2 protein-coding genes are annotated in these 2,920 nt (G+C 39.0%); both read right to left on the bottom strand.

The features are described 5' to 3' along the window. Nucleotides 1-559: hypothetical protein (locus tag A3761_RS17015; RefSeq protein ID WP_156491912.1), on the bottom strand; the 559-nt coding region annotated here is incomplete at its 3' end. Between the two features lie 170 nt (nt 560-729). Then, a partial coding sequence (locus A3761_RS17020) for a CHAT domain-containing protein (RefSeq protein ID WP_156491913.1) occupies nt 730-2,920 on the bottom strand: 2,191 nt, incomplete at its 5' end.

A 2,920-nucleotide genomic window follows, 5' to 3' on the forward strand; every position in this document is an offset into this window, starting at 1 on the left:
GTGTGTAAAATTCTCTGCTCTTATACTCGACGACAATGTACTCATCCTTATCCTTGTCATAGAACACTGCATCGGGCTTTACGAACGCCTTACTCCAGCAAAATGTTTTTGAGTCAATCGATATTTCAGCTAAATCATATTTAAAGTTAGGCAAAAACCTTTCTTGTACACTTTCTTCTTTTACGTCTTCGCTTCCAAAATCTTTAATTGATGCAAACTGGCTATAAGTGCTCATATCAGGTGCATCTAAACAGTCGAACTTTAGGTAAGGCAAATCTATCCAACGGAACTTATCGTTCCTCATTTCGTTAGTGTTAGCTTTCTTTATATGTTTGCTAATTTCAGGTGTAGATAGTTCTTTTTTGATTTGAGTCTGAATGTTAACTAGCTTACGCTGGAGATCAAATTCAGGGCGACAAGCAATTTTCGTTACACGATTGGTTGGTGATTCATGTTCTCTTATCGCGGGATTTGTAATTTCCTTATATACCTTGTACCAGACAGTAAAGGTGGCAACGGTAAGTAGTGTAATAAGTGCAGTTATAATTTCAGTTGTCATTTTCATATCCTCAAAAAGTAATTTAATTTGTAAAGCGTCTCTCGTAACGCTTGAAACTAGATTACGATTTGAGGATCAATTTCGTTAGGGACAGTAGGAGGACAACTGATTTTAGAAGAACAAAAAGCGGCTCTCTATTATGTCGAGCCGCTGTTACCTGTATGAAATAACTAGTTTACGATTTCTGTAGTTAGACTCGTAAATGCTCCCCAAAAGAATGGATTACTGTTCACTTTTAACATATCAAGCTGAGCTGTTCTCAGAGCATCGCTGACATCTTGCCCTGCCACTAAATGCTCGTAGAATCGCCCCATCAATAAGACAGTTTCATCGCTTGGTATAGACCAGGAACTCAGTACTAGATTATCAACACCAGCCATTAGCAAGCCTCGCTGAAGCCCAAACACCCCTTCACCAGATTGAATGTCACCGGATCCTGTATTACAGGCAGAGAGCACAGCAAGATATACATCATCCAAATCCATCGTGCTGAATTGACTCGCTGTCAATAAGCCAGCGCCACTGCTTTTAGATGTTTCATCATTAGCACCAGCTAATGCAATACCCGAACGAAGCATAGGGTTATCTTTCTTGATATAAGTTGTTGAGATTGTTTTATTTAATTTATTTACAAAAGCAGCAGGCGGAATATTATTATCAGCAGGTAAGAAAAAGCCGTGACTTGCAATATGGAGCGCCTTAAGACCCTTGTCATCTGCTAACACTTTACGTAAGTTAGCTTCTGAAGCTTCTTTGCCTGTGAGCGATATTATTGAAGACTTGCCTCGTAAGACTCTAGATATTTCTTCACCTTCATGTTTTGTTTCAGGTAGTGCTGAAAACTGCTGAACTTCGCGGGCGATGGTTTGAATTGCTCTCGTTGAAAAGGACTGGGTAGCAGATGGCGAGTTATAATCAGGATCCGTTACCACAACAAAGCTTTCAGGCAATCGAACTTTTTGTTTGTTATCAATACTACGAGACTGCACATACACAACTTTGTAGTCTTCTAGCAAGTAACGATTATTCTTTCTTAGAATAGATAATGGCATTGAATGAAAAGCGCCATCAGCATTAACTAATAAAGTCGATTTTCCTTCAACCAAATTATCTAACTTTGATAATGTAAGATCGTATATGCTCTCCAGCGTTTTATCTAAATCGAGTTTTTGCGGTTCAAGCCCTTTGGCCAGCGAGTTGTTAATAGTTGCATGATAAGTGCCTACAGCATCATCGATATTAACTGCATCCCCCAAATTTACCATCTCCAATTGACCAGAGGTTTCTGCTACAACTGCTATATAAGTCTCCCCTTCGAATGAAAGAGATTCGTAGTTAAAAGAGTGCAATTTAACTATGTCGATAAACACATCGTCAGGGCTCATTGCGCCAAGGAATTGATCAATATTCTTAGTTTCGAATAGTTCAGGATGATTAAATGCAAAAGTTCGTTTGAGCTTTAATCTGGCCTCTGCTTTTTTAAGCATTAATCTATTGTATGCCTCTAAGTCAGTACGCGCACCAGATAAAACTAGCTCGTCAAATTCATCGCTTATTTTAGCAAATTCATGGTACTTATTTTGTATATCTGGATTAGAAGATTTACGAGCTTTCTTTAGTATTTCAGAGTCAATCGAGAGTAACTGCCCCTTCAGATTTGAAAGATGCAAATAAAGCTCTGTGATTTCTGAGTGGGAATATACTTTCGAGTGAACAGCGTGTTGAAAAGCTGCGTTCGTTAAGCCTTTAACCCACTGTAGATAATCACGATCTTTCTTTTCATCCACCGAAAAAGCGAGAAGCCTAAAAATCGTCGTCTTTTTCTGAAGTTTAAGGGCTTTTAGATAAAGCTCTTTAGCTATCCCATGTTTACCACTCGCTGCAAAAAGGTTTGCATAGTGATAAAGCGTGCGCATACATCCGGCGAACACACCTTCTTCTGGAACATCATGAGCTTTAGGGTCAACCCTTGTTGAAATATCACAACTTATTTCATGCGCCGCTGCAAAAACATGCTCTAGCTCATCTATCTTGCCAAGTTTCTGCTTGACCACACCAAGCGCTAACCCCAAATTCTCATTGGAATCCTTTTTACTGGATGCATTCCCCATAGCAGATAACGCAGTTACCACCTGGGAAAATCCATTATTTGCATTAGCACTTTGAACAAAAAAGTTACTAATGAAGTCAAATGCTGGGCTCAAATATCGATCAGCCTTTTCATATTGGCCATGTTTTAGATAAAACTGTCCAACCTTTTCTTTAGCTGTGACATTGAACAAGTTAGCTTTAGATTGATTAGCTCTCGGTAAATAGGGAGAGATTTGCTTGTATTCTCTATCGTATTCTCCTTCCTCTTGC

Source organism: Oleiphilus sp. HI0123 (genome assembly GCF_001635315.1).